We start from the raw sequence: 24,951 nt of genomic DNA on the forward strand, positions 1-24,951 counted from the left end.
TGAAAGTCAGGACCGGAGTTGCTCGAACCAATCGCTCATGACGCCCCTTCCCTCTCGGATACCGTCTTCGAGCGTATCCGTGAAGCGATCCTCACACGAAAGCTCTTGCCGGGTTCTCGGGTCGTCGAGTCGACGATCGCAAAGCAATTCAGCGTCAGCAAAACCCCTGTGAGAGAGGCGTTCCTCAAACTCGCACAGATCGGCCTCATCGAACAGGACGCCCGTGAGAGTAGGGTCGTCTCCGCATCCCGGAAGTCGATAGAGGACTCGTTCCGAGTGCGCATCGCGCTGGAGGAAGAGGTGATGAGCTCGCTCGCGCATCTGGAGGATGTCGAACTCGATTCGCTTCTGGACCTTTCGCAACTGTCGGACGAAGCACATCTGCGAGATGATTCGATCGGGCGTTACCATGACGCGCGGCTCTTCCACCTGAATCTTGCGCAGCTAACGGGAAATCCCTTCCTTTCCACCGCGGTGGCCAACTTCTACGATCTGACTTGGATACTCCGCCATCGCGACAGCAGGCATTCCGAGCAGTCTGTGGGGAATGCGGTGCAGCATAAGCAGATTGCGCATTCTCTTGCGACGGGTGATATCCATTTGGCGCGTACTCAGATGGTTGACCATCTGAATCAAGTTCTGCAGGCGGCGCTGGACGACATGATCGAGGACATTCCGCGCGGGTAATGACGACCCATTGTTGGGCCGTCCGCTTATGGCGCACCGGCATCCCGGCCAGCTCGTCGCGACGACGGAGGATGAGGCGGCCGCTGCCGCGATGGCCTGACCCGCCGCCTCCGTCGCGGGCGCGGGCAACCTGGGAGCGGTCACAGCGTTCCTTCAACACGCCCACAGGCGGCGTTTCATAGTCTCTAGGGATGTCCTACTCCGCTCATCGCCCCGGGAGACTCGATTCCCAGGGGCAGATCTCCGTGGACGCCGCCGACCCCGACAGCGGCCTCGGCTTCGACGACTCCGAGCTCGACTTCCTCCGCGACTACACGCCGACCGGGTCCGAGCAGCCCGCCGGAGCGGATGACGCGACGCCCGAGACGACGCCGATCGCCCGTGCGGCGCAGCCCGTCGTGGCCGAACCGGCGGTGACCGAGCCGGCTGCGGAGGCCGAGCCGGCACCGCGCGCACCTCGGGAGCCGCGCGCCCGTGCATCTCGCGCCCCCCGCGAGCGCACGCCGGGGTCGATGCTGCGCCGACTCGCGATCCTCGGCGGCGCCGATGGGCACATCCTCGACCGTGTCCCCACCGAGCAGCCGCGCTTCGTGCAGATGTTCTTCGTGCTCGCCGGCACCGCGCTCGTCTCGGCGCTGTCGATGCTGTTCGCCCTCACCACCGGCGTGCAGGTGCTCGTGTGGCTGGCCATCCCGATCTCGCTCGTCTGGGCGGCCCTCATCTTCAACCTCGACCGATTCCTCACCTCGACCATGTCGTCGACGCGAAGCATCTGGCGACTCATCGGCCTCGCCATCCCGCGCGTGATCATGGCCGCGCTCATCGGCTTCGTCGTCGCCGAGCCCGTCGTGCTGCAGGTGTTCCACAACGACATCTCCCGCGAAGTGGCGGCGACCAACATCGTGCAGGCGCAGGACGACCAGGCCGCTCTCGACGAGGGTCCCGAGAAGCAGGCACTGGATGCCGCATCCGCGCGCCTGCAGGAGCTGCAGACGCAGGCCACGACCGGCATCGTCGCCGGCGCGGAGGGCGACACCGCCTCGCAGACCGTCGCGCAGAGCACCGTCGACAAGATCACCGCGCAGCTTGCCGAGCAACAGGCGGTGATAGACCAGGCGCGCCAGCTGTACCAGTGCGAGCTGACCGGCGAGGGCATCGGCACCGTTCCCGGCTGCACCGGTGTGGAGGGCGAGGGTGCGAGCTCGGACGCCGCCCACGCTCAGCTCACCGCGGCCCAGGCCACCTACGACGACCTCGCTGGCCAGCTGCGCGACGCGAACGAGAAGCTCGCGGGGGCCGAGGCGTCGGCGCAGAGTGCGACTTCCGCATCCGAGGGGCAGAACAGGCAGCAGGCGAAGGATCAGCTGCCCGCGGCGCGCGACTCGTACGATGCGGCACTTGCGGCGTACAACGCGCGGGCCGCATCCGTCGCCGACGGCAACGCCGGGGCGATCGGGCTGCTCAGCCAGATCCAGGGACTCAACCGGCTGGCCGAGAAGGACGCGACGATCTTCTGGGCGCACTGGCTCATCGCCGCACTGTTCTTCATGATCGAGCTGCTGCCGGTGCTCGTGAAGGTGCTCACCAGCTACGGCGATCCGTCGCTGTACGAGAAGGCCGCGGCCGTGCGCAAGCAGGTCGACCTCGACCGGGTGAACGCCGACGGCTTCCGCGATCGAGCGACGATCGTGACCGCCGAGTCCCGTGCGCGGGAGGGATCCGAGGCCGTTCCGGTCTGAGGTCGGTCGCCTACCCCATCCCGAGTGCGCGGCTTATCGCCGAGTGCGCGGCTTGTTCCCGCAAATACCCCGTGCGCTCGGCAAGTTCCCGTGCGTTCGCGGGCCCGGTGCGAGAGTGTGGGGACATGGAGCGGATGCGGGCGACCTGGTGGATCGCGATCGCCGGGGTGCTGGCGGTGGCCGCCTACGCGGCTTTCGCGGCGCTGCAGATCCTCGTGCTCAATCCCCTCGCCGCCACCCCGGGCAAGAGCCTCGAGCAGATCCGCTCCGAGGCGTCGGCGGTCGGCGAGCCGCTGGGAGGCGCCGGCGTGCTCGTCTTCCTCGGCGTCGGGGTGCTGCTGGCGGTGATCCTCGCCGTGGTCGTGATCCGCTCCCGTATCCGCCCTGTCGTCACCGCGCTGCTCTTCCTCGGCCTGCTCGCGTTCGGAACGCCGGCGTACTTCGCCGCATCCTTCGGCCCGGGCATGTCGCTCGCGGATGCGTTCGGCATCTCCGGGGCCGACTACTCGCCGTGGTCGCTCCTGCTCTACGGCATCAGTGCACTGGCCGTGGTCATGGCAGTCGTGCTCGCCGTCGTGCTCGTGCTCGCCCCGCGCGATCGCGTGACCTGTTCCCGCTGAGGTCGCCCGCCCATCCCGAGTGCGCGGCTTATCGCCGAGCGCACGGCTTGTTCCCGCGAATACCCCGTGCACTCGGAAGGATCCCGTGCACTCGCGGGGTTAGTCGAGGGTGATGTCGACCTGGAGGTCGGCGGCGATGCGCTCCAGATCGGCGCGCAGCGCATCCGGATCGGAATCCGCGGGGATCGTCGCGACCACGGATGCCTCGAACAGCCGCCCGCCGGCCATCGCCGCATCGCGCGTGGTGCTGATCAGCTCGCCGATGCTCGTCGCGTGGGCGCTGAGGGCGGCGGAGATCTCGCGCACGATGCCGGGGCGGTCGTTGCCGAGCACGGCGATCGTGAGGCGCTGATCGTCGCCTGCCCGTTGCTCGTCGGCGCCGGGATGCACGGCGACGGTGAGCAGTCCGTCGAGCGCGCGCAGCGCATCCGTGAGGTCGTCGGCCTGGTCGGGCGATACCGAGACCTGTACGACGCCGGCGAAGGTGCCCGCGAGTTCAGCGAGCCGGCTCTGCTCCCAGTTGCCGCCGTGTGCGCCGACGACATCGGCGACCGCGGCGACGAGGCCGGGGCGATCGGTGCCGACGACGGTGAGGATGAGCGTGGTCATGCCGCCAGCGTACCGACCGGCGGGGCCCACGGTGAGGGTCAGTGATCAGGGGTGAGGCGGAAGATCGGGAACACGCGGCCCTCCGCAGTCTCCAGATACTTCTCAAAGGCGGGGGACTGCGCGGTGAAGCGCGACCAGAGTCGGTCTCGCTCTGCGCCGGTCAGTTCGGTAACGGCGACCTCGATGCTTTCGACGGGGCTTCCCGGCACTTCGATGGTCACGTGGTCCGCGCGACGCAACCCGTGCACCCAGGCGGGATTCCGCGGCGACCCGCCGGCCGAGCCGACCACATGCCAGGCACCGTCATCGCGGATCGCGGCGAGCGGGCGCACGCGTACTCCGCCGTCTTTGAGGGGCACATGCACGAGTACGAGGCCACGACCGAAGGGAACGGGCGAGTTCACTTCGCCGCCGTTCTCGCGGAAGGTGTCGATTATCTGCTGATTGAAGTCCATAGACAGCGATCAACCCTGATCGGCGGCGAGCTATTCCGCGCCGGTCGCTGACGGCTTCCTCACCACTCGCCGGTGGTGAGGAAGCGGTCCATCCGGGCACGGTGCGGGGCGAGATCCCAGCTCTGCTCGGCGACCCAGGCATCCGAGTAATAGGTGCCGGCGTAGCGAACGCCGCTGTCGCAGATGAGGGTCACGATGCTGCCGGTCTCGCCCGCGGCGCGCATCCGGGCGATGAGCTCGAACGCGCCGACGAGGTTCGTGCCGGTCGAGCCGCCCGCCCAGTGCAGGGTGCGCTCGCGGAGCAGCCGGATCGCCGCGATGGAGGCGGCGTCGGGAACCTGGATCATCTCGTCGATGACGGAAGGGATGAACGAGGGCTCGACGCGCGGGCGCCCGATGCCCTCGATCCGGCTCGGTGTGCCGGTGGTGTAATCGGATGCGCCCGTGCTCCAGCCACCGTAGAACGCCGAGCCCTCGGGGTCGACGACGGCGACCTTCGTGTCGTGTCGGCGGTAGCGCACGTACCGGCCGAAGGTGGCGCTCGTGCCTCCGGTGCCGGCGCCCACGACGATCCATGCCGGGATCGGATGCCGCTCCTCGGCCATCTGGCTGAACACGCTCTCGGCGATGTTGTTGTTGCCGCGCCAGTCGGTGGCCCGCTCGGCGTAGGTGAACTGGTCGAGGTAGTGCCCGCCGCATTCGGCGGCCAGTCGCTCGGCCTCGGGGTACATGTCGGGCGCACGGTCGACGTAGTGGCAGCGTCCGCCGTAGTACTCGATGAGGTCGATCTTCTCCTGGCTCGTCGAGCGCGGCACGACGGTGACGAACGGCAGCCCCAGCATCCGGGCGAAGTACGCCTCCGACACCGCGGTCGACCCGCTCGACGCCTCCACGAGCGTCGTGCCCTCGTGGATGCGTCCGTTGACGAGCCCGTACAGCAGCAGCGAGCGGGCCAGGCGGTGCTTGAGCGAGCCCGTCGGATGCACCGACTCGTCCTTGAGGTAGAGATCGATGCCCCACGTGTCCGGGAGGGGGAAGAGATGCAGGTGGGTGTCGGCGCTGCGGTTCGCGTCGGCATCGAGTTTGCGGATGGCGGCGCTGACCCAATCGCTCATGGTTAGAGGGTAGTCGGCCGGTGTCCGGCCGCGGATGCGGCGGGTCATCACCGGTCCGTGTAGCCGCCCTCGCCGGTGGTGCCGTCGTAGGTGAACTCGCGGTCGTCCAGCACGATGTGCACGTCGCTGCCCAGCGGTTCCTGGGCCAGCAGCCGGCGTTCCAGCTCCGCGGCCTCGTCGAGGTATTCGGCGGCGGTGGCGTCATCGACGCCCCACACGGTGGCGACCCGCATATCGGTGATCAGGTACAGAAAGGCGCTCACCGCCGTGCGGTTGAACTCGTTGTCGGGGATCTGCTGCCACAGCGCGCCCGAGTCCCGCGCCCGGCGGTACTCCTCGGCGAGCTCCTCCAACTGGGACCCGACGGTGGCGCCGAGCCCGGAGCCCTCCTCGTCGGTCCCGGGGAGGGCCGGGATGGACGGAATCGGCGGGACTGTGACGGAGGGGAACGACGGCACTGTCGGCTGGCGGATCGCCCCCGGACGCGAGGAGCCGCCGCCCCAGAGCACCGCGGTGACGACGACGCCGCCCAGGATCACGACCACCGCGGCCAGGGCGATGCCTCCCGCGAGCCAGCGGCGCGAGGGAGGCGGTGCATCCGTCGTGGGCGACGACGCAGCCGCCGGATCGGGCCGGTACGCCGGGTGCGCATAGGGAGGCAGCGACGGCGGGGCCGGCGGAAGGACTGGAGCGGCCAGCGGGGGCGCCAGCTCCGGGACCGTCAGGCCCGAGCCGCCGGACGCGGACGGGTCATCGGATGCGCCTGTGCTCCGCACATCCTCCGGCGTCTTCGGCTCGTTCGTCATGCCATCCCCCATGCCCTGCTCCACCCTATCGACGGGGCGGGCTGCGTGGCATCGGCGAGGGCGTCGTGCTCCGCGAGCAGCAGGGTGCAGCAAGGGCGTAGCGTCATTGTCCATGGATGCAGGGGCACAGGACGCGGCCGCGGTGCGTGCCGTGCGTCGTCGGGGTGCCGGCGTTCCGCTCGCGCTCGCCGCGGCGATCTCGTTCGGGATGTCGGGGGCGTGGGCGCGCGGTCTCATCGACGGCGGATGGACGCCCGGGGCTGCGGTCACCGCGCGTGTGAGCATCGCCGCGCTCGTGCTCCTCGTGCCGACGATCCTCGCCCTGCGCGGGCGCTGGGCTCTGCTGCGTCGCAACGCGGGGATGGTCGTCGCCTACGGGCTGTTCGCCGTGGCCGCCACCCAGCTGTTCTACTTCCAGGCCGTCGCCGTGATGGATGTCGGTCTCGCGCTGCTCGTCGAGTACACCGCACCGGTGGCCGTCGTGCTGTGGTTGTGGGTGCGTCGCGGCGAGCGGCCGGCGCGGCTGAGCGTGCTCGGCGCGCTGCTCGCCTTCGCCGGGCTCGTGCTCATGCTCGACGTGCTGGGCGGGATGCGCGTGGATCCGATCGGCGTGCTCTGGGCGTTCGGCGCCATGATCGGCGCGGCGGCGTACTTCCTGCTATCGGGCAGGGCTGACACGGGGTTGCCGCCTATCGCGCTCGCCGGAAGCGGCCTCGTGCTGGGTGCGCTCGGACTCGCCGGCGCGAGTCTGGTGGGCATCTTGCCCTTCGCGGCGAACACCGACGACGTCGTGTACCGCTTCGGGGTCGTGCCCTGGTTCGTGCCGGTGCTGGCGATCGCCATGATCGCCTGCGCGCTCGCCTACGTCCTGGGCATCGTCTCGACACGGATGCTCGGGTCGCGCCTGGCATCGTTCCTCGCGCTGTCGGAGGTGATCGCCTCGTTGCTGTTCGGGTGGCTGCTGCTCGGCCAGCTCCCGGATGCGTTGCAGCTGCTGGGTGCCGCGCTCGTGCTCGCGGGCGTCGTGGTCGTGAAGCTCGGCGAGCCCGCCGTCGCCGCCGAGCACGTCGAGGCGATACCCGCCGATACTGCCGATCCGAGCGTCTGACACCGCCGACCGAGGCAGCGGATGTATACGTTCCGGTGGTGACCGTTCCGATCGGGTCGCCTTCTGGCCGATTAATGTATACACTAGCGGTCATGGTGATGGCGCTGGAGGGTCTTCGTGCGAGTGATCGCGCCTATGCGATCCTGCTTGACGAGATCCAGTCCGCCGAGCTCGCCGCCGGCACCGTGCTCGCCGAGGTCGAGCAGGCCGCCCGCCTCGGCGTCAGCCGCACGCCGCTGCGCGAGGCTCTGCGACGACTGGCCGCCGACGGGCTCGTCGTGCAGCAGTCGCCGCGCGTCACCGTGGTCGCCCCCATCGACGCGTCCGACATCCGTGCACTCTTCGAACTGCGCCGCTCACTGGAAGAAGGGGCTGCGCGCATCGCCGCCGACCGCGGCGACCCCGCCGTGTTCACCGCCCTCGCCGCGGAGTTCGCCGCCGCCGAGGGCGGGGTGGAGGATGCCGCGGGCCGCCGCGCCTACGAATCCCTCATCGCCCGGTTCGACGCCGCCGTCGATGACGCGGTCTCCAACGACTACATCACGGCTGCGCTGCGGATGGTGCGCACGCACCTCGTGCGCGTGCGCCGCATGGCCCGCGACAAGCCCCGGCGCCTGGCCGATTCCGTCGCCGAGCACCGCCTCATCGCCGAAGCGCTCGCCGCCCGCGATCCCGACCTGGCCGCGCACGCGACGCACGTGCACCTGCATAACGCGCTGGCCGGCATCCTCGAATCCCTCGTGCCGTCCGGGGCCGAGCGCCCCGCATCCGAATCCCCCTCCGAAAGGCGATCATGACCGTCACGCATCACGTCCGCGTCCACAAGAGCGAAGAGAACCTCGCCCGCGAGGACCAGCTGGCCTGGAAGATCGCCGAGGTCGCCGTCGACCCGGTGGAGGTGACCGGCGAGGTCGCCGACATGGTGATCAACCGGATCATCGACAACGCGGCCGTGGCTGCCGCCTCGATCACGCGCGCGCCGGCCAGCGCCGCCCGCCAGCAAGCGCTGGATCACCCCGTCTCGGTGGGGGGCGCCGGCGCGACCGTCTTCGGCACGCCGCTGGATCGTCGTACGAGCCCGGAGTGGGCGGCGTGGGCCAACGGCGTGGCCGTTCGCGAGCTCGACTACCACGACACGTTCCTCGCCGCGGAGTACTCGCATCCCGGCGACAACATCCCGCCGATCCTCGCCGTCGCCCAGCACGTGGGCGCCGACGGGAAGGCGCTCCTGCGCGGCATCGCGACCGGATACGAGATCCAGGTCGACCTCGTCAAGGCCATCTGCCTGCACAAGAACAAGATCGACCACGTCGCCCACCTCGGGCCCTCCGCCGCCGCCGGTATCGGCACGCTCCTGGGCTTGGATGCCGAGACGATCTACCAGGCCGTCGGCCAGGCGCTGCACACCACCACCGCCACCCGGCAGAGCCGCAAGGGCGAGATCTCCACCTGGAAGGCACACGCCCCGGCCTTCGCGGGAAAGATGGCCGTCGAGGCCGTGGACCGGTCGATGCGCGGAGAGACCAGCCCCTCGCCCATCTACGAGGGCGAAGACGGCGTGATCGCCTGGATGCTCGACGGCCCCGAGGCCTCCTACGAGGTGCCGCTGCCCGCATCCGGCGAAGCGAAGCGCGCCATCCTCGACACCTACACGAAGGAGCACTCGGCCGAGTACCAGGCGCAGGCATGGATCGACCTGGCGCGTAAGCTGCACAACGAGCGTCCTGAGCTGGCGGATCCTGCGAACATCGAGTCCGTCGTGCTGCACACCAGCCACCACACGCACTATGTGATCGGCTCCGGCGCGAACGACCCGCAGAAGTACGACCCCACCGCGTCGCGGGAGACGCTGGACCACTCGATTCCATACATCTTCGCCGTGGCGCTGCAGGACGGCGCCTGGCACCACGTCGACTCCTACGCTCCCGAGCGCGCGGGCCGTGAGGACACCGTGGCGCTGTGGCACAAGATCACCACGCTCGAGGATGCGGAGTGGACGCGCCGCTACCACTCGAACGACATCAGCGAGAAGGCGTTCGGCGGGCGCGTGGAGATCACGCTGACCGACGGAACCACGCTCGTCGACGAGATCGCCGTCGCCGATGCGCATCCGCTCGGCGCCCGCCCGTTCGCCCGCGAGAACTACATCGCGAAGTTCCGCCTGCTCGCCGAGCCCGTGCTCGAGTCCGAGGAGATCGAGCGGTTCCTGGAGCTCGTCCAGCGCCTGCCCGAGCTGGCGGCCGACGAGGTCGCGCAGCTGTCGATCGTCGCCAAGCCCGGTGTGCTCGCCGCGGCCCCCGCCCCGAAGGGCCTGTTCTGATGCTCTACGCCAGCACGGCGCCCGCCGAGAAGCGGCGGCTGTTCCGCGAGCGGCTCGCCACCGGTGAACTGCTGCGATTCCCGGGGGCGTTCAATCCGCTGTCGGCACGACTCATCGAGCGCAAGGGCTTCGAGGGCGTCTACATCTCCGGCGCCGTGCTCTCCGCCGACCTGGGGCTTCCCGACATCGGCCTGACGACGCTCACCGAGGTCGCCGGCCGTGGGCAGCAGATCGCGCGGATGACCGAGCTTCCGGCCATCATCGACGCCGACACCGGCTTCGGCGAGCCGATGAACGTCGCCCGCACGATCCAGACGCTCGAAGACGCAGGTCTCTCCGGCGCCCACATCGAGGATCAGATCAACCCCAAGCGCTGCGGGCACCTCGACGGCAAAGCGGTCGTCGACGAGGATGTCGCGGTCAAGCGCATCCGGGCCGCCGTCGACGCGCGCAGGGACGAGAACTTCCTCATCATGGCGCGCACCGACATCGCCGCCGTCGACGGGCTTGAGGCGGCCAAGGATCGTGCCAAGGCGCTCGTGGATGCGGGGGCGGACGCGATCTTCCCCGAGGCGATGCGCTCGCTGGAGGAGTTCGCCGCCGTCCGTGCGGCCGTGGACGTGCCGATCCTGGCCAACATGACCGAGTTCGGCAAGAGCGACCTCTTCTCCGTCGACCAGCTGCGCGACGTCGGCGTGAACATCGTCATCTGGCCGGTGTCGATGCTGCGCATCGCGATGGGTGCCACCGGTCGTGCGCTGGATACGCTTCTGGGGGAGGGGCACCTCACCTCGAAGCTCGGCGAGATGCAGCACCGTGCCGACCTCTACGACCTCATCGACTACGAGGACTACAACCACTTCGACACGAACGTCTTCAACTTCACCATCACGAAGGAGTGACCCATGGCGGACACCGACATCAAGAAGGGTCTGGCCGGCGTCGTCGCCGACGAGACGGCGATCAGCAAGGTCAACCCCGAGACGAACAGCCTCCTCTACCGCGGCTACCCCGTGCAGGAGCTGGCCGCGACCCAGCCGTTCGAGGCCGTGGCGTACCTGCTCTGGCACGGCGAGCTGCCCACCGAGGAGCAGTTGGCCGGGTTCCGTGCCGAGGAGCGGAAGCACCGTGCGCTGAGCCCCGTCGTGAAGGACGCGATCGACCGCCTGCCGCTGGATACGCATCCGATGGACGAGGTGCGCACCGCGGTCAGCGTCATCGGCGCGATCGAGACGGCCGGCACCGGCAACGTGCTCGATGCCGTCGGCACCCCGGAGGAGAACCTGCAGCGCAGCCTGCAGCTGTTCGCGGTGCTGCCCGCGATCGTGTCGTACGGTCAGCGCCGTCGCCGCGGCGAGGCGCTCGTGGAGTCGCGCGACGACCTCGACTACGCCGCCAACTTCCTCTGGCTCACCTTCGGCGAGGAGGCCGATCCGGTCGTCGTCGACGCCTTCAACCGTTCGATGATCCTGTACGCGGAGCACTCGTTCAACGCGTCCACGTTCACCGCGCGCGTCATCACCTCGACCCTCAGCGACCTGTACTCGGCCGTGGTCGGCGCGATCGGGGCGCTCAAGGGACCGCTGCACGGCGGGGCGAACGAGGCCGTCATGCACATCTTCGACGAGATCGGATCGGCCGACAACGTCGTCGAGTGGCTGGATGCGGCGCTCGCCGAAAAGCGCAAGATCATGGGCTTCGGCCACCGCGTGTACAAGCGCGGCGACTCGCGCGTGCCCACCATGAAGGCAGCCCTGGACACCCTCGTGGCGCACTACGATCGCCCCGAGGTCGCCGAGCTGTACACGAAGCTGGAGGACGAGTTCGTCTCCCGCAAGGGCATCTATCCGAACCTCGACTACCCCTCGGGGCCGGCGTACAACCTCATCGGCTACGACACGCTCACCTTCACCCCGCTGTTCATCGCGGCCCGCATCACCGGCTGGACCGCGCACATCCTGGAGCAGCAGGCGTCCAACGCCCTCATCCGTCCGCTGTCGGCCTACAACGGCGCCGACGAGCGGCACATCGAGGGATATGTTCCCGACACCGCCGCACTGGACGTGCAGGAGAGGCCGGAGGAGGCGGCGGGCTGATGGTCGAGCAGCAGAAGGTCGCGATCGTCGCCGGCGCGCGCACCCCGGTCGGGCGCTTCGGCGGGGCCTTCAAAGACACCCCCGCGCACGAGCTTGGTGCGGCCGTCGTCGTCGAGGCGCTTCGCCGGTCCGGCATCGACTCGTCTCGGGTGGGCGAGGTCGTCATCGGCACGATCGGCCAGGTAGCCGGCGACGCCTATATCTCGCGCCGCATCGCGCTCGCCGCGGGACTGGACAACAACACGCCGGCCTTCACTGTGAACCGTCTATGCGGCTCGGGGCTGCAGGCGATCTGGTCGGGCGCGCAGGAGCTGCTCTGGGGCAGCACCGATGTCGTGGTCGCCGGTGGCGCCGAGAACATGACACGGATGCCGTTCTACGACTTCAACGCGCGGTTCAACGACCGGCTGGGGCACCGGCAGCTGCTGGACGGCACGATCGCCATGCTCACCGATCCGTTCACCGAGAAGCACATGGGCACGACGGCCGAGAACGTGGCGTCGCGTTTTGACGTGTCGCGTGAGGATCAGGATTCCTTCGCCCTGGAGTCCCAGCGGCGCGCCGCGACCGATGAGGCGCAGGCCGCGTTCGCAGAGGAGATCGTGGAGGTGACCACCTCGGGGCGCAAGCCCGTGCAGGTGTCGAAGGACGAGCATCCTCGGCCCGAGACGACGCTGGAGGCGCTGGCCGAGCTGCCCTCGGCCTTCGCGAAGGACGGCACGGTCACAGCGGGCAACGCCTCCGGCATCAACGACGGGGGAGCGGCGACCGTGCTCATGCGCGAGGCGGATGCCCGTGCCGAGGGCGCACCGGTGCTCGCGACGATCGAGGCGGTGACGACGGCTGCGCTGGAGCCCGAGATCATGGGCTACGCGCCCACCCTCGCGCTGCGCAAGCTCTTCGCGCAGACCGGGCTTACGCCGTCGGAGATCTCGACCGTCGAGCTCAACGAGGCCTTCGCCTCACAGGCGCTCGCCGTCATCCGCGACACGGAGCTCGACCCGGCGCAGGTGAACCCGTACGGCGGTGCGATCGCCCTCGGGCATCCGGTCGGCGCGACCGGCGCGATCCTCACCGTCCGCGCAGCGCTCACACTGCAGCGCACCGGCGGCGAGTACGGCATCGTCACCATGTGCATCGGTGGCGGGCAGGCGCTCGCGGCGTTGATCAAGCGGGGCTGAGGAAAGGCCGACCGTGTCCATCGACATCCATCACGTCGTCGCGCTCGAGCAGTTCAAGCCTATGCATACGGTGTCCGTAGCTGCAGCGGCCGATGCCGCCGGCTTCGCCGGCTCGGTCGTCGCGGACCGCTTCCAGCCGTGGCTTCCGAGTCAGGGCGAGGCGCCGTTCGTGTGGACGCTCGCCGGGGCCATCGCGCAGGCCACATCGGGCAAGGTCACTGTGTCGGCGATACCCGGATATCGGATGCATGTCGCTGCTGTCGCGCAGGCCAGTGCGACGCTGGCGGCAATGGTCCCCGGACGGCACACACTGACGCTGGCCGCGGGCGACGCGATCGACGAGCACGTCGTCGCCGGATACTGGCCCGAGGCCGCCGATCGCATCTCGAACCTGTTCGACGCCGCCGATGCCATTCGCAAGCTGTTCGCTGCGTCGCTCAAGGGGAAGGACATCCGCCACAGCGGCCCCGGAATCCGCTTGGAGAGCGCCCGGCTGTGGACGATGCCCGACGAGGCGCCGCCGGTCGCGGTCTGGGCGGCGGGCCCCGCGACCGCGCGACGGGCGGGCCGCACGGTCGACGGGATCGTCGTGCAGGCCGGACGCCCGGAGCGGATGGCGGCCCTGCTCGCGGCCTATCGCGAAGGATGCGCGGAGTCTGGCAGGACGGGCTCGGCCACTGCGCACGTGCAGCTGTCGTGGGCCGACACCGACGAGCAGGCGACGCAGAACGCCCTCCGCGAATGGCCCATGGCGGGGCTGCGGTTCCCCAGGGGCGACATCCGATCGCCATTCGATGTCGCCCAGCTCGTCCGTTCGGTCACCGCTGAGGACCTTCGAGAGCGGATGTGCATCTCCTCCGACCCCGACATTCACCGTGCGCACGTGCAGTCGTTCCTGGACCTGGGCTTCGACACGATCCACGTGCACAATATCGGGCGCAATCAGCAGGAGTGGATCGACGTCGTCGGCCGCGAGATCCTGCCCAGGCTGGTGAGGTGAGATGAACGATCGGATGAGCGTCTGGGCACTGCCGGGGATGCCCGAGGTGAGGCCGGGCGATGACCTGGCCGTGTTGATCCGTGAGGCGGTCGCGGCGGACGGGTATCCGCTCGTGGACGGTGACATCCTCGTCGTCACCTCGAAGATCGTCTCCAAGGCCGAGGGCCGCGTCGTGCGCGCGGACGACCGCGAGGCGGCGATCACGGCGGAGACGGTCCGCATCGTCGCCACACGCGAGCGCGCCGGTGGCGGGATCACGCGCATCGTGCAGAACCGCCTCGGCATCGTCGGGGCCGCCGCCGGCGTGGACGCTTCGAACACGGCGGAGGGAACGGTGCTCCTTCTTCCCCTCGATCCCGACGCCTCGGCGCGTACGCTCGCCGCGGAGCTGCGCCGGGACGCGAAGGTCGGCGTGATCGTGAGCGACACGCTGGGCCGCCCGTGGCGCGATGGCCAGACCGATGTCGCGATCGGTGCGGCCGGCGTGCGCGTCTTCGACGAGCTGCATGGCGAGGTCGATTCCGCGGGCCGTCCGCTCATCGTCACGCGTCCGTGCGTGGCCGATGAACTCGCCGCGGCGGGGGATCTCGTCAAGGGCAAGCTCAGCGGCTGCCCGGTCGCGATCGTGCGCGGGATGGGGCGGCTCGTGGGTCCGCTGGACCTGCCGGGAGCGGCGACGATCGTGCGCGCTCCGGAGAAAGATATGTTCCGCCTCGGGGCGGACGAGGCGCACCGCGCCGGGTACGACGAAGGCTTCGCTGCGGGGCGCGCCGCGGCACGAGGAGAGGATCGACGATGACATTGACCCTGGGATACAAGGCGTCGGCCGAGCAGTTCGGTCCGCGGGAACTGGTGGAGATCGCGGTCGCGGCGGAGGGGCACGGCTTCGAGTCCGTCGCGGTGAGCGATCACTTCCAGCCGTGGCGGTACACGGGCGGCCACGCGCCGTTCTCGATCGCATGGGCGGCGGCGGTGGGCGAGCGCACGGAGCGCATCCGGATCGGGACGAGCGTGATGACGCCGACGTTCCGGTACAACCCGGCGGTCATCGCCCAGGCCTTCGCGACACTCGGATGCCTGAATCCCGACCGTGTCTTCCTGGGTGTGGGCACCGGGGAGGCGCTGAACGAGATCGCGACCGGATTCCGGGGTGCGGGTGAGCAGGACTGGCCCGAGTTCCGGGAGAGGTACGCGCGGCTGCGGGAGTCGGTGCGGCTGATGCGGGCGCTGTGGTCAGGCAAGCGCACGAGCTTCGAGGGCGAGTACTACTCGACGCACGACGCGTCGATCTACGACGTGCCGGAGGGCGGCATCCCGGTGTACATCGCCGCCGGTGGCCCGCAGGTGGCGAAGTACGCCGGGCGTGCGGGCGACGGGTTCATCTGCACCTCCGGAAAGGGACGCGAGCTGTACGTCGACAAGCTCATCCCGGCCGTCAAGGAGGGCGCCGAGGCGGCCGGCCGCGAGTTCGACCAGATCGACCGGATGATCGAGATCAAGATCTCCTACGAGGAAACCGAGCAGGCGGCCCTGGAGAACACCCGGTTCTGGGCGCCGCTGTCGCTGAGCAAGGAACAGAAGCACGACATCACCGATCCGGTGGAGATGGAGAAGGCGGCCGACGCGCTCCCGATCGAGCAGGTCGCCAAGCGCTGGATCGTGGGCACCGATCCGGATGCCGTGGTCGCGCAGATCAAGGACTACGTCGACTGGGGCTTCAACCACCTGGTCTTCCACGCGCCCGGCCACGACCAGGAACGGTTCATGACGCTGTTCGAGCGCGATCTCGCCCCGCGCCTGCGGGCCCTGTAACCGGGACCCATCCCTGGGTTGGGGCGCCCTTTCGTGTTCGGGGCGGAGAAACCGCGCCCCAGGCGCAAGACTGCGCCCCAAACCGGAGAGGGAACCCGCCGCTCAGCCCTCCGTCAGTGCTTCGACCAGCACCTCGAGCGGGCGGGTCGGATCCTCCCGAGGGGAGAGGAACTGCACGCAGACGTGATCGGCCCCGGCCTCGTGCTGCGCCCGCACGGCGGCCGCGAGCGTTGACGGCGCACCATGCGGCGCCAGGGCGTCGACGGCCGCATCCGTGGCGCCATCGTCGAGGTCGGATGCCGTGAACCCGTGCGCCTCCAGTGTGCGGCGGTAGTTCGCGAGACCGAGATAACGGGCGAGGAAGCGCCGGGCGGTCGCCCGGGCGGCGTCGGCGTCCTCGTCCATCACCAGCCGCTGCTCGACCGCGATCACCGGGCCTGCCCCGATCGTCTCCCGCGCGAAGCGCGTGTGCGCAGGCGTCGTCATATAGGGATGCGTTCCCAGGGAGCGCTCGGCGGCGAGGTGCAGCGTGCGCGGGCCGAGCGCCGAGATGATCCGCCGCTCGGCGGGCACGCCTTCGGCATCCAGCACATCGAGATACTCCACGAGCGCGGAGTACGGGCGTCGGTACGTCTCGCCCTGGTTCTCGCGGTGCCCGATCCCGATGCCGAGGACGAACCGTCCCGGATGCGCCTTCTCGATCCGGTGGAACGATGCGGCGATCTCCGCGGCCGGTGCCGTCCAGATGTTCACGATGCCCGTGGCCACCGTGAGCGTCTGCGTGGCGTCCAGGATCTCCTCCACCTGGGCGAGGTCGGCCGCGGGCGAGCCGCCGACCCACACCGTCCCGTAGCCGAGGCGCTCGGCGGACTGCGCGATCTCGGGTGTGAGCAGCGGCCCGCCGCGCCAGAGCCCGATTCGTCCGAGGTCCGGTGTGGTGGAGGGGATGGACATGGGACTCCTGTCGCCTGGAAGGAGAATGCGGATGCTGTGCCCAGCCTACGGTCAGGGGTCGACGCGAGGGCCGGTGTCCGCGAAACCGATCGAGGCGCCGACGTCCGACGCCGTCGCTAGACTGCCCGCATGCGCTTCGGACTCTTCATCCCGCAAGGCTGGCGATTCGATCTCGTCGGCATCGATCCCGCCGAGCAGTGGCGCACGATGCGCGACCTCGCCCGGGCGGCGGATGCCGGCCCCTGGGAGTCGCTGTGGGTGTTCGACCACTTCCACACCACGCCGGAGCCCAGCGACCAGGCGACGCACGAGGCGTGGACGCTGATGTCGGCGTTCGCCGCGTCGACCGACCGCATCCGGCTCGGCCAGATGTGCACCTGCATGGCGTATCGCAACCCGGCGTACCTTGCGAAGGTCGCCGCGACCGTCGACATCGTCTCGGGCGGACGCACCGAGATGGGCATCGGCGGCGGCTGGTACGAGCATGAGTGGCGGGCTTACGGCTACGGCTTCCCCTCGGCGGGCGAGCGCCTGCGGATGCTCGACGAGGGCGTGCAGATCATGCGCCAGGCGTGGACGACGGGAACCGCGACGCTCGACGGTCGGCATTATCAGGTCGACGGGGCGATCGTGCGGCCCTTGCCGCTGCAGGGCGGGGGCATCCCGCTGTGGATCGCCGGCGGCGGAGAGAAGGTGACGCTGAAGATCGCGGCGAAGTACGCCGCGTACACGAACTTCGCGGGCGGCGACCCCGAGACCTTCGACGCCAAGAGCGCGATCCTGCGCGCGCACACCGAGACGGTCGGCACAGACTTCGACGCCATCGTGCGATCGACCAACTACAACACCGTGGTGGGGGCTACCGAGGCCGAGGTGGAGGATCGCCTGGCGGCGATCGAGGCGCGGATCACCCCGTTCCTCGGCGAGCGCACCGACGTCTTCATGCGCAACTACCGCGGCGAGAACGCCCTCGGCGTGGGCACGCCGGAGCAGATCGTCGAGCGGCTGCAGGACATGAAGGCGCGCGGCCTCGGATATGCGATCCACTACTTCCCGGAGGCGGCATACGACCGCTCGGGCATCGAGCTGTTCGAGCGCGAGGTCATCTCTGCGCTGAGCTGAGCTGAGCGAGCTGCGCGGCGCCGCGCCCGGCGGTCAGTGCCCGATGACCTTCTCGATCGACATGACCAGGATCACCCGGTCGGCGGCATCTGCGGGGGCATCCGGGTTCGCATTGCCGTATCGCTTCGCGAGCTGCTGGTAGAACGCCCCTGTCGGGTCGGGTGTCGCCTCGGTCAGGCGACCGCGCACCTCGATGTACCGGTACGGGTTCTCCGGGTCGTAGACGGTGAAGCTCATCGACGGGTTGCGCTGCAGGTTGCGGTACTTGGCGCGTCCGGTGGTGTGGGTGAAGCGGATCGTGCCGTCGACCAGCTCGAACCACATCGGGCTGGATTGGGCCGTGTCGTCGCGGCCGACGGTCGCCAGCACGCCGTACACCGGGCGCTCCAGAAGGTCGATCAGGGTGTCGGGGATCTCGGATGCGCTCATGCGTCCGAGTGTATCGACGCCTCTTCGGGGGTGGGCGCGGAATCGAGCGGCGAGAACGCGATGAGCGGGGTGCCGTCCGCGGGATGGGCGACGACATCGGCGCGCACGCCGTAGACGAGCTCGATCAGCGACGGTGTGAGCACCTCGGCAGGGGAGCTCGCGGCGACGACGCGTCCGGCGTCGAGCACGATCACGCGGTCGGCGTACCGTGCGGCGAGGCCGAGATCGTGCAGGGCGGCGAGCACGCCCATCCCGTTGTCGGCGAGCGCGCGCAGCAGCCCCAGAGCCTGCAGCTGCGCCCGGATGTCGAGATGGTTGGTCGGCTCGTCCACGAGCAGCAGGGCCGGATCCTGGGCGAGAGCCCGGGCGAGAAGGATGCGCTGGCGCTCGCCGCCCGAGAGCTGGGCGAAGCGGCGCCCGGCGAACTCCGCGGCACCGACGCGGGCGAGGGCGGATACGGCGATCTCCTCGTCCGCCTGCCCCGGACCCGCCAGTGCCGAGACGTGCGGTGTGCGACCGAGGAGGACCACCTCGCGCACCGTGAGATCCAGATCGGTGTCGGCCTGCTGCTCGACGAGCGCGGTGAAGCGCGCCCTGGCCTTGCGCCGCAGCCCGCGCGCGTCGCGGCCGTCGAGGAGCACGGCGCCGTCCGAGGGGGCGTCGATCGCGGCGATGACGTGCAGCAGAGACGACTTGCCCGCGCCGTTCGGGCCCACCAGGGCTGTGAGCGAGCCATCGGGCACGGTGCAGTCGATGCCGTCGATGAGCAGGCGCCCGCCCTTGCGGAGGGAGAGCGCGCGGGTGCGCAGTGGCGTCCTCACCTCGTCGCTTGCCGACCCGGCGTCCGTCATCGGTTCCTCCGCGCACGGAGGACGAGCAGCGCCATGAACACCGGACCGCCCAGCAGCGCCGTGACGATGCCGACGGGCAGCTCCCTCGGATCGAACAGCGTGCGCGCCAGCGTGTCGGCCCAGATCAGCACCACCGCGCCGGCGAGCGTCGACAGCGGAAGCAGCGCGCGGTGCCCGGGCCCGGCGATGAGCCGGACGGCGTGCGGGACGACGAGCCCGACGAAGCCGATCGACCCGCTCATCGCGACCAGGCATCCGGTGAGCAGCGCGGTCGCGCCCAGCAGCATCCAGCGGGCGCGCTCCACGGGGATGCCGAAGGATGCCGCCGAGCGGTCCCCGAAGGCGAACGCCTCGAGCGTCCCGGCACTCAGCAGCAGCGGAAGGCCGATCAGCGCGATCGCGCCGAGCGCGAGGAGCGCCGTGGGCCAGGTGACCCCCGCCAGCGAGCCGAGCAGCCAGCCGAGGATCTCGCGGTAGGTGTCGCCCGTGGCGCTCCAGAACACGACGAGGCTCGTCAGGGCGCTGAGCACGGCCGAGACGGCGACCCCGGCGAGGATCGTGCGCGAGGTCGTCATCCGTCCGGCGACCCCGGCCACGAGCAGGGTGAGCAGCAGCGCGCCGACGGCACCGCCGAACGCGGCGACGGGCAGCGCCAGCGCGGCCCCGAGCACGATCACGATCACGGCACCGAACGACGCGCCCGACGAGAGGCCGAGCAGGTAGGGGTCGGCGAGCGGGTTGCGCAGCACCGCCTGCATGATCGCCCCGCAGATCGCCAGGCCCGCGCCGACCGCGGCCGCGCCGAGTACGCGCGGCATCCGCAGCTCCCACACGATGCCCTCGCGAAGAGGTGAGAGCGAGGATTCGCCGAGACCGAACCGAGCGAGGATGCTCCGCCACACGTCTGCGGGGGAGATGTCGGCGGGCCCCAGTGCCACGGCGACGATGACGGAGAGGAGGAGCAGGCCGAGCAGCACGAGCGCCCAGCCGCCCGCCCGCGGCCGGCGTCGCGGGGCGCGCTCCGAGGCGCCTGCGTCGGCCGTTGCGAGGATGCCCTGCTCGCCACCAGGATTCACCGCAGACCGCCCCGCAACCGTCGTCATGGCGACGGCACCTCCGCCAACTGCGCGAGCAGGGTCTCGACGGCCTCGACGTTGCGCACGCCGGCCTCCGTCGTCGCGAAGGGGACGATGAGATAGCGACGGTTCACGACCGCCGGCAGCTGCGCGGTGGCGGGGTTGGCCTCCAGCACGCCGATCTTCTTCTCCGTCGATCCCCACGCGGAGTCCACGAGCACGATCACGTCGGGGTTCGTGTCGACCACGGTTTCCCAGCTCATGCTCGACCACGTCTCGTCGATGTCCGCGGCGATGTTCGTCAGCCCCGCGGCATCCATGATCATCTGCGGAGCGCCGATCCCGCCGCCGACGAAGGGGGTGTCGCTGCCCGAGCTGAACCACAGGGCGCTTAGACCTCGGTTGTCGGGGGTGAGCGCATCTAGGCGTGCGCGCAGGTCGTCGATGAGCTCTGTTGCGGCGTCGGAGGCGTCGAAGATCGTACCCGCCTGGTCGATCTCGGCGAGCACGTCGTCGAAAGTCAGCGACTCGGGCTGGTAGCCGGGCTCCTGGCAGGCGGCGGGGGATACATAGGTGTTCACGCCCAGCGAGGCGAGCGTGCCGCGATCGCCCGCACCCTCGGCCGTGACGTTCGACTCCCACCCCGCGTAGACGAGGTCGGGCTCCAGATCGAGCACGGCCTCTTGTCCCGGCACCTTCTCGTCGATCACCGGGATGCCGTCCGCGCGGTCCGCCCATTCCTCCGAGACGGGGCCGTCGGAGAACGCCGTGCCGATGAGTCGGTCCTGCAGACCGAGTGCGAGCATCATCTCGGTCGAGGTCGACTTGATCGCGAGCACGCGTTCGGGAGCGCGATCGAAGGTCACGGCGGTTCCGCAGTTGTCGACGGTGAGCGGGTACCCGGCCGTCGCGGGGGGCTCGGAAGCGGGTTCCGATGCGGTCGCGTCCGCCGTGCAGGCGGTGACGGCGAACGCGGCGCCGACGAGGGCGACGATGCCGAAGGAGCGGAGAAGGCGGTGGCGCATGGCACTCCTGAACGCGAGTCGATGAAGGACAAGCGGCCAAGCTCCGGCCGGAATCACTCCGTCAATGAGGACGGGGCAAGGTCAGACTAACGGATGCTGGCAGCGGATGGCCGCTGGATCAGCTCCGCTTCACCGGTTGACGAAGGATCGTGCGGAGCTTCTCGGGCGCCGAGCGACGGGGATCGCCGAGGTAGATCTCATGGTGCTTCCCTGTGGGGTGCAGCCCCTGAGCGGGGAGGAACTCGTCGTGCAGCCGCGCGAGCACGGGGCCCTCGTCGTCGTAGGGGCCGACGTGCAGCGTCTGCACGCACAGGCCCTCGTCGAGAGCCTCCAGGCGGATGCGGTCTATCGCCGGGGCGGTCCCCTTCGCGGCGGCGGTCGCCCGGGTCGTGTCGACATGGGCTGCGGTGATCCAGTCCGGCGTGAGGATCATCATCGTCCAGCTCCACTGCGACTTGTCGCGGTTCGCGGTGAAGACGCTCAGATCATCCGCCCACCACAGCCCCTCCAGCGGCATGACGGCGTAGTCGCGATCGAGTTCCTTCTTGCTGAAGAACTTCAGGCCGTACGCGAGGGGATACAGGCTCGCGAGCGCGTTGCCGTAGGCGGATGACGTGTTCGGATCTCCCGCCCCGTCGATCATCAGATACTGCAGCGGAGGGACGCTGATGACGTCGAAGCGTCCCTTCCGCGCGGAGTAGGCGGGAATCTCCTTCTTCAGATCCGTCTTCACGGTGCTGTCCCGTCTCTTGCTCCGCCCGGTCAGAGCCGTTCGATGATGGTGGCGTTGGCCATGCCGCCGCCTTCGCACATGGTCTGCAGTCCGTAGCGGCCGCCGGTGGCCTCCAGGTAGGAGAGCATCGTGCCGAGCAGGCGCGTGCCGGATGCGCCGAGGGGATGGCCGAGCGCGATGGCTCCGCCCCATGGGTTGAGCTTTGCGGGGTCGGCGTCGAACTCCGCGGCCCACGCGAGCGGCACGGGGGCGAACGCCTCGTTGACCTCGTAGGCGTCGAGGTCGCCGATGCCGAGGCCGGAGCGTTCGAGGATGCGCTGCGTGGCGGGGATCGGGCCGGTGAGCATGAGGAGGGGGTCGTCGCCGACGACGGCGAAGGAGTGGAATCGCGCCCGGGGGGTGAGCCCGAGGGCGAGCGCCTTCTCCTCGCTCATGATGAGCACGGCCGAGGCGCCGTCGGTGAGCGGCGAGGAATTGCCGGGCGTGATGCTCCACCCGATCTGCGGAAACCGCTCCGCGGCCGCATCCGTGTGGAAGGACGAGGGGAGCCCGGCGAGCTTCTCCGCCGTGGTGCCCGCCCGCACGGTCTCGTCGCGGGTGGCCGTACTCTCGGCACCATCGTCGGCGACCACCGGCACCGGGATCAGTTCGCGGGCGAACCGGCCCGCGTCGATCGCCTCGGCGGCGCGTTGGTGGGAACGGGCGGCGTACTCGTCGAGGCGCTCGCGGTCCAGGCCCCACTTCGCGGCGATGAGCTCGGCCGAGACGCCTTGGTTCACGAGCCCTTCCGGGTAGCGCTCGCGCATCCTCGGCGACAGGGGCGAGCCGCCCTGGGCGGAGGATCCGAGCGGTACCCGGCTCATCGACTCGACGCCGCCGGCGATGACGACGTCATACGCGCCCGCGATCACGCCCTGCGCGGCGAAGTGCGCGGCCTGCTGGCTCGAACCGCACTGCCGGTCGATCGTCGTGGCCGGCACGCGGTCGTCGAACCCGGCGGCGAGCACCGCCTGGCGGGCGATGTTGCTGCTCTGATCGCCGACCTGGCTCACGCATCCCAGCAGTACGTCGTCGATCTGTGTCGATTCCAGGCCGTTGCGCTCGAGCAGCGAGGTGAGCATGAGGGCGGCGAGGTCGACGGGGTGCACGTCCGAGAGTGCGCCGCCGGGCTTGCCGCGGCCGGAGGGAGTGCGTACGGCGTCGACGATGACTGCGGTCTGCATGGTGATCCTTTCGGCGTCTGCGACCAGTCTGCCCTTTCGGGGGAGGGCCGGCACGCGGATCCGCAGATACAAGGGCGCCCTAGTAAATAACCGGAGGACCGTCTAATAATGTCATGATGTTCAGATACATCGGAGCGGATCACGCACAATGATCCGCTAGATCGCTATCAAAGAGGAGAACCGATGACCATCGTCACCACCTCCGACGAGCGCGCCGCCATCCTGGGCGCCGTGCGCGAGTTCGCCGAGACGGAACTCGCCCCGTACGCGATCGAGCGCGACGAGCAGCACCTCTTCCCGCGCGACACGCTGCATCGCGCCGGTGAGCTCGGGCTCGGCGGCATCTACGTGCGCGAGGAGTCCGGCGGCACCGGCCTTTCGCGCGTCGACACGGTCGCGATCTTCGAGGAGCTCGCGAAGGGCGATCCGACGATCGCCGCCTTCCTCTCGATCCACAACATGGTCGCATGGATGATCGACACGTACGGCGACGACGCCCAGCGTGCGCGGTGGCTGCCGGCGCTCACCGCCATGGATCGGTTCGGCTCGTACTGCCTCACCGAGCCCGGCGCCGGATCCGACGCTGCCGCGATCGCGACCAGTGCGATCCGCGACGGCGACGAGTACGTGCTCACGGGAGTCAAGCAGTTCATCTCCGGGGCGGGCGAGGCCGCGGTCTACGTCGTCATGGCGCGCACCTCGAACGACGGCGCGCGCGGTGTGACCGCGTTCCTCGTGCCGGCGGATGCGGCGGGCCTGAGCTTCGGCGCCCCGGAGAAGAAGATGGGCTGGCGTGCGCAGCCGACCCGGCAGGTGATCCTCGACGAGGTGCGCGTGCCGGCGGCGAACGTGCTGGGCGAGGCCGGGCGCGGATTCGGGATCGCCATGTCGGCGCTCAACGGCGGCCGTCTCAACATCGCCGCCTGTTCGCTGGGCGGTGCGCAGTGGGCGCTGGAGCGGTCCGCGGCCTACGTGCACGAGCGATTCACCTTCGGCGAACCGCTGGCCGAGAAGCAGTCGATCGTGTTCGCCCTCGCCGACATGCGCACCGAGCTGCACGCCGCCCGCCTCATGGTGCGCGACGGTGCGGAGGCTGTTGACGAAGGCGCGGCTGATGCGGCGGCGCGCTGCGCCATGGCCAAGAGGTTCGCCACCGATGCCGGATTCGAGGTCGCCAACCGCGCCCTGCAGCTGCACGGCGGCTACGGATACCTGCAGGACTACGGCATCGAGAAGGTCGTGCGCGACCTGCGGGTGCACCAGATCCTCGAGGGCACGAACGAGATCATGCGCCTGATCGTCGGGCGCGACACTCTCCGGGCCGCCTGACCCTCGACCGGCCTCCCGCAGCGCGGTTGTTCACGGGCCGTTCATCCGTCATGGACACGATGTCGGCGTGACGGGGGATACTGGAGGGGTCGCGACGATGCGACGGAGAGAACGGCCACGATGAACAGCACTGCGCACCGCGCCGGGCGCAGGTATGGCGACGGCATCCCTGACCTGCGGGTCGTCGAGAACCTCCCGGATGACGACGACCTGACGCTGTCCGAAGCCGACCGCCGCGAACTCGTGGCCTGGACGGTGGCGTGCGCGCAGCGTCTGCTGCCCTTGTTCGTCGCCCAGCGCCCCGATGATCGCCGGCCGCAGGAGGCGCTGGATGCGGCCTGGTCGTTCCTGCGCGGCGAGATGGGAATCGACGCCGTGCGCGAGCGCGCCTTCGCCTGCCATGCGGCCGCCCGCGAGGTCGATGATCCTGCTGCCGAAGCCGCCGCGCGCGTCTGCGGTCAGGCCGTCGCGGTGGCCCACATGGCCGGGCACAGCCGCCAGGTTCCGCGGCACACCGCCCGCGCGTTCCCCGGCAATCACGCGCGCCGCGACGAGGAGCTCGCCTGGCAGCGCAAGAGCATCCCGGCGCGCTTCGAGCAGTACGTGTACGACGGCGACTGATATGTGACTGGTTTTGTCGAGGGGACAGGAAGAAGTGCCG

Annotated in this window: 26 protein-coding genes; 15 read left to right on the forward strand and 11 right to left on the reverse strand. The window is 69.8% G+C overall.

What is annotated here, in order from left to right:
* The first annotated feature begins 18 nt into the window (after nt 1-18).
* The 3 genes from BKA02_RS07195 to BKA02_RS07205 all read left to right on the forward strand — a co-directional run bounded on the left by BKA02_RS07195 (nt 19) and on the right by BKA02_RS07205 (nt 3,046).
* The gene (locus BKA02_RS07195; protein WP_179432637.1) at nt 19-687 is read left to right on the forward strand and encodes a GntR family transcriptional regulator; all 669 of its coding nucleotides are present in this window, start codon (nt 19-21) and stop codon (nt 685-687) included.
* Nucleotides 688-878: 191 nt separating this feature from the next.
* Entirely contained in the window at nt 879-2,426 is a 1,548-nt protein-coding gene (locus BKA02_RS07200) for a DUF4407 domain-containing protein (RefSeq protein ID WP_179432639.1), read from the forward strand.
* 125 nt (nt 2,427-2,551) lie between these two features.
* Entirely contained in the window at nt 2,552-3,046 is a 495-nt protein-coding gene (locus BKA02_RS07205) for a hypothetical protein (protein ID WP_179432641.1), read from the forward strand.
* 99 nt (nt 3,047-3,145) lie between these two features.
* Here the strand turns inward: BKA02_RS07205 and BKA02_RS07210 are convergent, their stop codons facing one another.
* From BKA02_RS07210 to BKA02_RS07225, 4 genes are read right to left on the reverse strand one after another with little or no spacing between them, the layout of a single operon-like run.
* A complete protein-coding gene (locus BKA02_RS07210; RefSeq protein WP_179432643.1) occupies nt 3,146-3,655 on the reverse strand; it encodes a glycine cleavage system transcriptional repressor in 510 nt (169 codons plus the stop codon).
* Between the two features lie 38 nt (nt 3,656-3,693).
* A complete protein-coding gene (locus BKA02_RS07215; RefSeq protein WP_179432645.1) occupies nt 3,694-4,110 on the reverse strand; it encodes a nitroreductase/quinone reductase family protein in 417 nt (138 codons plus the stop codon).
* Between the two features lie 59 nt (nt 4,111-4,169).
* Nucleotides 4,170-5,225 carry an L-cysteine desulfhydrase Cds1 gene (gene cds1 / locus BKA02_RS07220; protein ID WP_179432647.1) on the reverse strand — a complete coding sequence of 352 codons (1,056 nt, stop codon included), beginning with the start codon at nt 5,223-5,225 and terminating at the stop codon, nt 4,170-4,172.
* Nucleotides 5,226-5,272: 47 nt separating this feature from the next.
* The gene (locus BKA02_RS07225) at nt 5,273-6,031 is read right to left on the reverse strand and encodes a hypothetical protein (RefSeq protein ID WP_179432649.1); all 759 of its coding nucleotides are present in this window, start codon (nt 6,029-6,031) and stop codon (nt 5,273-5,275) included.
* A gap of 112 nt (nt 6,032-6,143) precedes the next feature.
* Between BKA02_RS07225 and BKA02_RS07230 the strand changes: the two genes are divergently transcribed.
* The 9 genes from BKA02_RS07230 to fgd all read left to right on the forward strand — a co-directional run bounded on the left by BKA02_RS07230 (nt 6,144) and on the right by fgd (nt 15,548).
* The gene (locus BKA02_RS07230; protein ID WP_179432651.1) at nt 6,144-7,139 is read left to right on the forward strand and encodes an EamA family transporter; all 996 of its coding nucleotides are present in this window, start codon (nt 6,144-6,146) and stop codon (nt 7,137-7,139) included.
* 92 nt (nt 7,140-7,231) lie between these two features.
* On the forward strand, nt 7,232-7,936 hold the full coding sequence (locus BKA02_RS07235) for a GntR family transcriptional regulator (RefSeq protein ID WP_179432653.1): 705 nt from the start codon (nt 7,232-7,234) through the stop codon (nt 7,934-7,936).
* A complete protein-coding gene (locus BKA02_RS07240) occupies nt 7,933-9,459 on the forward strand; it encodes an MmgE/PrpD family protein (RefSeq protein ID WP_179432655.1) in 1,527 nt (508 codons plus the stop codon). The genes BKA02_RS07235 and BKA02_RS07240 overlap by 4 nt, the downstream gene beginning before the upstream one ends.
* Nucleotides 9,459-10,361: a methylisocitrate lyase gene (gene prpB, locus BKA02_RS07245; RefSeq protein ID WP_179432657.1), complete on the forward strand. Its 903-nt coding sequence runs from the start codon at nt 9,459-9,461 to the stop codon at nt 10,359-10,361. The genes BKA02_RS07240 and prpB overlap by 1 nt, the downstream gene beginning before the upstream one ends.
* Before the next feature lie 3 nt (nt 10,362-10,364).
* Nucleotides 10,365-11,555 carry a bifunctional 2-methylcitrate synthase/citrate synthase gene (locus tag BKA02_RS07250; RefSeq protein ID WP_179432659.1) on the forward strand — a complete coding sequence of 397 codons (1,191 nt, stop codon included), beginning with the start codon at nt 10,365-10,367 and terminating at the stop codon, nt 11,553-11,555.
* Complete coding sequence (locus BKA02_RS07255; RefSeq protein ID WP_179432661.1) at nt 11,555-12,736, forward strand: thiolase family protein; 1,182 nt, start codon at nt 11,555-11,557, stop codon at nt 12,734-12,736. The genes BKA02_RS07250 and BKA02_RS07255 overlap by 1 nt, the downstream gene beginning before the upstream one ends.
* Before the next feature lie 13 nt (nt 12,737-12,749).
* Nucleotides 12,750-13,736 carry a TIGR03557 family F420-dependent LLM class oxidoreductase gene (locus tag BKA02_RS07260; RefSeq protein WP_343045367.1) on the forward strand — a complete coding sequence of 329 codons (987 nt, stop codon included), beginning with the start codon at nt 12,750-12,752 and terminating at the stop codon, nt 13,734-13,736.
* Nucleotides 13,737-13,749: 13 nt separating this feature from the next.
* On the forward strand, nt 13,750-14,535 hold the full coding sequence (gene cofE / locus BKA02_RS07265; protein ID WP_246285992.1) for a coenzyme F420-0:L-glutamate ligase: 786 nt from the start codon (nt 13,750-13,752) through the stop codon (nt 14,533-14,535).
* Nucleotides 14,532-15,548, forward strand: a complete 1,017-nt coding sequence (gene fgd / locus BKA02_RS07270; RefSeq protein ID WP_179432665.1) for a glucose-6-phosphate dehydrogenase (coenzyme-F420) — start codon at nt 14,532-14,534, stop codon at nt 15,546-15,548. Before cofE ends, fgd begins: the two co-directional genes overlap by 4 nt.
* A gap of 102 nt (nt 15,549-15,650) precedes the next feature.
* On the opposite strand, the gene BKA02_RS07275 is transcribed toward fgd, so the two are convergent.
* The gene (locus BKA02_RS07275) at nt 15,651-16,502 is read right to left on the reverse strand and encodes a TIGR03620 family F420-dependent LLM class oxidoreductase (RefSeq protein WP_179432667.1); all 852 of its coding nucleotides are present in this window, start codon (nt 16,500-16,502) and stop codon (nt 15,651-15,653) included.
* 129 nt (nt 16,503-16,631) lie between these two features.
* Between BKA02_RS07275 and BKA02_RS07280 the strand changes: the two genes are divergently transcribed.
* Nucleotides 16,632-17,624 (forward strand): LLM class F420-dependent oxidoreductase, encoded by a 993-nt coding sequence (locus tag BKA02_RS07280; protein ID WP_179432669.1) that lies wholly within the window; start codon nt 16,632-16,634, stop codon nt 17,622-17,624.
* Between the two features lie 33 nt (nt 17,625-17,657).
* Here BKA02_RS07280 and BKA02_RS07285 read toward each other — a convergent pair whose 3' ends face one another.
* From BKA02_RS07285 to BKA02_RS07310, 6 genes are all read right to left on the reverse strand, one after another.
* Nucleotides 17,658-18,053 carry a PPOX class F420-dependent oxidoreductase gene (locus tag BKA02_RS07285; RefSeq protein ID WP_179432671.1) on the reverse strand — a complete coding sequence of 132 codons (396 nt, stop codon included), beginning with the start codon at nt 18,051-18,053 and terminating at the stop codon, nt 17,658-17,660.
* A complete protein-coding gene (locus BKA02_RS07290; RefSeq protein WP_179432673.1) occupies nt 18,050-18,904 on the reverse strand; it encodes an ABC transporter ATP-binding protein in 855 nt (284 codons plus the stop codon). Before BKA02_RS07290 ends, BKA02_RS07285 begins: the two co-directional genes overlap by 4 nt.
* Nucleotides 18,901-20,007 carry a putative F420-0 ABC transporter permease subunit gene (locus tag BKA02_RS07295; RefSeq protein ID WP_179432675.1) on the reverse strand — a complete coding sequence of 369 codons (1,107 nt, stop codon included), beginning with the start codon at nt 20,005-20,007 and terminating at the stop codon, nt 18,901-18,903. The genes BKA02_RS07290 and BKA02_RS07295 overlap by 4 nt, the downstream gene beginning before the upstream one ends.
* Nucleotides 20,004-21,005: a putative F420-0 ABC transporter substrate-binding protein gene (locus tag BKA02_RS07300; RefSeq protein ID WP_179432677.1), complete on the reverse strand. Its 1,002-nt coding sequence runs from the start codon at nt 21,003-21,005 to the stop codon at nt 20,004-20,006. Before BKA02_RS07300 ends, BKA02_RS07295 begins: the two co-directional genes overlap by 4 nt.
* A gap of 118 nt (nt 21,006-21,123) precedes the next feature.
* On the reverse strand, nt 21,124-21,738 hold the full coding sequence (locus BKA02_RS07305) for a GyrI-like domain-containing protein (RefSeq protein ID WP_179432679.1): 615 nt from the start codon (nt 21,736-21,738) through the stop codon (nt 21,124-21,126).
* Nucleotides 21,739-21,767: 29 nt separating this feature from the next.
* Nucleotides 21,768-22,961, reverse strand: coding sequence for a thiolase family protein (locus BKA02_RS07310; protein WP_179432681.1), 1,194 nt, complete (start codon nt 22,959-22,961; stop codon nt 21,768-21,770).
* 183 nt (nt 22,962-23,144) lie between these two features.
* On the opposite strand from BKA02_RS07310, the gene BKA02_RS07315 reads away from it, so the two are divergent.
* Together BKA02_RS07315 and BKA02_RS07320 are read left to right on the forward strand one after the other, a co-directional pair.
* Nucleotides 23,145-24,290: an acyl-CoA dehydrogenase family protein gene (locus BKA02_RS07315; protein ID WP_179432683.1), complete on the forward strand. Its 1,146-nt coding sequence runs from the start codon at nt 23,145-23,147 to the stop codon at nt 24,288-24,290.
* 120 nt (nt 24,291-24,410) lie between these two features.
* On the forward strand, nt 24,411-24,911 hold the full coding sequence (locus BKA02_RS07320) for a putative immunity protein (RefSeq protein WP_179432685.1): 501 nt from the start codon (nt 24,411-24,413) through the stop codon (nt 24,909-24,911).
* Nucleotides 24,912-24,951: the final 40 nt, after the last annotated feature.

Origin of the sequence: Microbacterium pseudoresistens, assembly GCF_013409745.1 — a bacterium.
Taxonomy (GTDB): Bacteria; Actinomycetota; Actinomycetes; order Actinomycetales; family Microbacteriaceae; genus Microbacterium; species Microbacterium pseudoresistens.

Excerpts from the sequence above, each read along its gene's own strand:
- BKA02_RS07230 (WP_179432651.1), top strand. The coding sequence starts at position 6,144 with ATGGATGCAGGGGCACAGGACGCGGCCGCGGTGCGTGCCGTGCGTCGT.
- BKA02_RS07295 (WP_179432675.1), bottom strand. The coding sequence starts at position 20,007 with ATGACGACGGTTGCGGGGCGGTCTGCGGTGAATCCTGGTGGCGAGCAG.
- cofE (WP_246285992.1), top strand. The coding sequence starts at position 13,750 with ATGAGCGTCTGGGCACTGCCGGGGATGCCCGAGGTGAGGCCGGGCGAT.
- BKA02_RS07255 (WP_179432661.1), top strand. The coding sequence starts at position 11,555 with ATGGTCGAGCAGCAGAAGGTCGCGATCGTCGCCGGCGCGCGCACCCCG.
- BKA02_RS07225 (WP_179432649.1), bottom strand. The coding sequence starts at position 6,031 with ATGACGAACGAGCCGAAGACGCCGGAGGATGTGCGGAGCACAGGCGCA.
- fgd (WP_179432665.1), top strand. The coding sequence starts at position 14,532 with ATGACATTGACCCTGGGATACAAGGCGTCGGCCGAGCAGTTCGGTCCG.
- BKA02_RS07240 (WP_179432655.1), top strand. The coding sequence starts at position 7,933 with ATGACCGTCACGCATCACGTCCGCGTCCACAAGAGCGAAGAGAACCTC.
- cds1 (WP_179432647.1), bottom strand. The coding sequence starts at position 5,225 with ATGAGCGATTGGGTCAGCGCCGCCATCCGCAAACTCGATGCCGACGCG.
- BKA02_RS07280 (WP_179432669.1), top strand. The coding sequence starts at position 16,632 with ATGCGCTTCGGACTCTTCATCCCGCAAGGCTGGCGATTCGATCTCGTC.
- BKA02_RS07275 (WP_179432667.1), bottom strand. The coding sequence starts at position 16,502 with ATGTCCATCCCCTCCACCACACCGGACCTCGGACGAATCGGGCTCTGG.
- BKA02_RS07205 (WP_179432641.1), top strand. The coding sequence starts at position 2,552 with ATGGAGCGGATGCGGGCGACCTGGTGGATCGCGATCGCCGGGGTGCTG.
- BKA02_RS07250 (WP_179432659.1), top strand. The coding sequence starts at position 10,365 with ATGGCGGACACCGACATCAAGAAGGGTCTGGCCGGCGTCGTCGCCGAC.
- BKA02_RS07310 (WP_179432681.1), bottom strand. The coding sequence starts at position 22,961 with ATGCAGACCGCAGTCATCGTCGACGCCGTACGCACTCCCTCCGGCCGC.
- BKA02_RS07290 (WP_179432673.1), bottom strand. The coding sequence starts at position 18,904 with ATGACGGACGCCGGGTCGGCAAGCGACGAGGTGAGGACGCCACTGCGC.
- BKA02_RS07285 (WP_179432671.1), bottom strand. The coding sequence starts at position 18,053 with ATGAGCGCATCCGAGATCCCCGACACCCTGATCGACCTTCTGGAGCGC.
- BKA02_RS07210 (WP_179432643.1), bottom strand. The coding sequence starts at position 3,655 with ATGACCACGCTCATCCTCACCGTCGTCGGCACCGATCGCCCCGGCCTC.
- BKA02_RS07315 (WP_179432683.1), top strand. The coding sequence starts at position 23,145 with ATGACCATCGTCACCACCTCCGACGAGCGCGCCGCCATCCTGGGCGCC.
- BKA02_RS07200 (WP_179432639.1), top strand. The coding sequence starts at position 879 with ATGTCCTACTCCGCTCATCGCCCCGGGAGACTCGATTCCCAGGGGCAG.
- prpB (WP_179432657.1), top strand. The coding sequence starts at position 9,459 with ATGCTCTACGCCAGCACGGCGCCCGCCGAGAAGCGGCGGCTGTTCCGC.
- BKA02_RS07300 (WP_179432677.1), bottom strand. The coding sequence starts at position 21,005 with ATGCGCCACCGCCTTCTCCGCTCCTTCGGCATCGTCGCCCTCGTCGGC.
- BKA02_RS07215 (WP_179432645.1), bottom strand. The coding sequence starts at position 4,110 with ATGGACTTCAATCAGCAGATAATCGACACCTTCCGCGAGAACGGCGGC.
- BKA02_RS07235 (WP_179432653.1), top strand. The coding sequence starts at position 7,232 with ATGGTGATGGCGCTGGAGGGTCTTCGTGCGAGTGATCGCGCCTATGCG.
- BKA02_RS07320 (WP_179432685.1), top strand. The coding sequence starts at position 24,411 with ATGAACAGCACTGCGCACCGCGCCGGGCGCAGGTATGGCGACGGCATC.